This is a genomic window from Rhodococcus sp. R1101, from assembly GCF_000278445.1.
GTDB classification, from domain to species: Bacteria; Actinomycetota; Actinomycetes; order Mycobacteriales; family Mycobacteriaceae; genus Rhodococcus; species Rhodococcus gordoniae.
This window is the reverse complement of record NZ_AJVB01000505.1, coordinates 1-2,693: the sequence shown is the minus strand read 5'-3', so window position 1 is coordinate 2,693 and position 2,693 is coordinate 1. Positions and strand designations below refer to the sequence as shown.

Sequence of the window (2,693 nt, the reverse complement as noted above, 5' to 3'; positions counted from 1 at the left end):
TCGGGTTCCGCGACGATCTCGTCGCGTATCGCGGATGTCTGGGACAAGGGCAAGGCCGCGGTGATCGTGCTCGAACAGTCCGCCACGGACGGCGACGGAAACCCGCTGTGGACCAGTGCGATGCAGATCTGGGCGCGCGGTGAGGGCGGCTTCGGCGGCAATCCTGGACCCGACACGTCGACCACCGTCCCGGAACGGGAGGCCGACAAGACCCTCGTGTCGCCCACGAGCACACAGCAGGCGCTGGTGTACCGGCTCAGCGGCGACCTCAACCCGCTGCACGCCGACCCCGACTTCGCGAAGATGGCGGGGTTCGACCGGCCGATCCTGCACGGCCTCGCGTCGTACGGTGTCGTGTGCAAGGCCGTCGTCGACGGGGCGCTGGACGGCGATCCCACCCGTGTCCGGTCGTTCTCGGTCCGCTTCGCCGGCTCGCTGTACCCGGGGGAGACGATCGAGACGGCGGTGTGGCGCGACGGCGACACCCTGACCCTGCTCGCCACCTGCCCCGAGCGCGACGGACAACCGGTGCTCACCCACGCCACGATGGAGATCCGATGAGAGTCGACCCCGATACCCACCCCATCGTCGGGCACGCGCCCGCCGGCACGGTGCTGACCTCGGCGCCGCAGGACACCGCCGTCGACCGCGCCACCGCTGCCGCGCGGCGCGTGGTGGACGCGCTGCTGCGCACCGACCGCGCCAACGCGAATCTCGAGCGGGTCGCGGAAGAACTCGACAGCATCGCCGAGCACCTCGAGGAACATGCCCCCGAGGTGCAGGAGCGACTGGTCGACATGTGGCACGGGGAGGGTGTCACCCGGCACGACCCCGTCACCGGACCCGAGAACGCGCTCGCGCCGCCGCTGGTTCTCTCCGGGCGCGAGGACGGCTCGGTGGAAGGCGTCGTCGAACTGACCTTCCCGTACCAGGGTCCGCCCGGGCACGTGCACGGCGGAGTCTCGGCGCTTCTGCTCGATCACACGCTGGGTGTGGCGAACGCGTGGGCCGGACGCAGCGGTGCCACCGCCCAGCTGAACGTGCGGTACCACCGTCCGACGCCCTTGTTCGAACCGCTGACGGTCACCGGTCGTCTGGTCGAGCAGGACGGCCGCAAGATCAACACGGCCGGGGAGATCAGGACCGCGGACGGCACGGTGTGCGTGTCCGTCGAGGCACTGTTCATCGACAAGACGGTTCCCCGTCCTCGCTGACGGTCGCCATCACTCACCTCACCGGATCGGAGAGAACCGACATGGGAAAGCTGGACGGGCGGGTGGCGATCGTCACCGGAGCCGGTATGGGGATCGGCCGAGGGGTGTCCGGTGCCCTGGCCCGCGAGGGCGCGCACGTCGTGGTCGCCGAAGTGGACCGGGCGGCAGGGACCGACACCGCGCGGTGGCTCACCGATCGGTGGGGCGTGCGTGCGCACTTCGTGCCGACCGATGTCACCGACCGCGAGCAGGTGCACGCGATGGTGGACTCGGCCGTGCGCGAATTCGGACGCCTGGACATCCTGGTCAACAACGCCTGGCGGTCACTGGGATTCGCGCGCATGGAGAAGACGCCCGAAGAGAGTATGCAGGCAGGCTTCGACATGGCCGTGATGGCGACCTTCTGGGCGATGCAACGCGCGTACCCCGAACTCGCCCGCCACGGAACCGGCCGAGTGATCAACATGTGCAGTCTCAACGGCGTCAATGCCCACATGTACTCGGTGTCGTACAACGCCGCGAAAGAGGCGTTGCGCAGCATGACCCGCACCGCGGCCCGGGAATGGGCCCCGAAACAGGTGTGCTGCAACGTGATCTGCCCCGGCGCGCAGAGCGCGGCGTACCAGCGGGTCGCGGAGGCCGATCCGCAGATGGCGGCTACACAGGCCGCGGCCAACCCCATGGGCCGTATCGGTGACCCTCTCGACGACATCGGTACCGTCGCGGCTTTCCTCGCGAGCGACGACTCGCGTTATCTCACCGGCAACACGCTGTTCGTCGACGGCGGTAGCCACATCAACGGCGTGCAATGGGCGCCGGCGGTCGACTGAAATCCCGACGGAGGATTCATGATCTCTCGTACTGCTCGGAGCGCGGTATCGGTACTCGCCGCGGTCTCGATGCTCGGCCTCACCTCCTGCTCCGACACCGGCGGTGACGACACCGAGGAGGCAGCAGGAGGACCCGGCTCCCTGGTCACCGACCGCCCCCTCACCGGTGCGGCGGCGCTTCCCAGCGCGTCACGAACCGACCTGATCACCTATCTGTCCGAGGGGGCCGACGGGCGTCCCGTCCTCGTCTCCGGGACTGTCGCGATCCCCGAAGGAGAGGCACCGGAGGGAGGCTGGCCCGTGCTCAGCTGGGCCCACGGGACCACGGGGGTCGGCGATGCCTGTGCGCCCTCCGCCGACACTCCCGGCGGCCCGGCCCACTCCTATGTCGCAAGGACGACCGCCATGCTCGACCGGTGGGTCGCCGACGGCTACGCCGTGGTCCAGACCGACTACGAGGGGCTCGGCACGCCGGGTGGACATCCCTACATGAACGGTGACAGTGCCGCGGCCGCCGTCGTCGACATCGTGCGCGCGGCCCGGGAACTCGATCCGGGCATCGGCACCCGGTGGGTCGCGATGGGCCACAGTCAGGGTGGCCACGCCGCGCTGTACGCGGCGGCGCGCGGGCAGGAACACGCCCCCGAGC

Annotated in this window: 4 protein-coding genes; all 4 read left to right on the top strand. The window is 69.9% G+C overall.

Going from position 1 to position 2,693, the window contains the following annotated elements:
- On the top strand, positions 1–561 hold a 561-nt coding region (locus R1101_RS0120640), incomplete at its 5' end, for a MaoC family dehydratase (RefSeq protein WP_016935184.1).
- Positions 558–1,214, top strand: coding sequence for a PaaI family thioesterase (locus R1101_RS0120635; RefSeq protein WP_016935183.1), 657 nt, complete (start codon positions 558–560; stop codon positions 1,212–1,214). The genes R1101_RS0120640 and R1101_RS0120635, both read left to right, overlap by 4 nt.
- Before the next feature lie 41 nt (positions 1,215–1,255).
- Positions 1,256–2,044 carry an SDR family NAD(P)-dependent oxidoreductase gene (locus R1101_RS0120630; protein WP_016935182.1) on the top strand — a complete coding sequence of 263 codons (789 nt, stop codon included), beginning with the start codon at positions 1,256–1,258 and terminating at the stop codon, positions 2,042–2,044.
- An 18-nt stretch (positions 2,045–2,062) separates the two neighbouring features.
- The coding region (locus tag R1101_RS0120625) for an alpha/beta hydrolase family protein (protein WP_037224348.1) at positions 2,063–2,693 on the top strand (631 nt) is incomplete at its 3' end.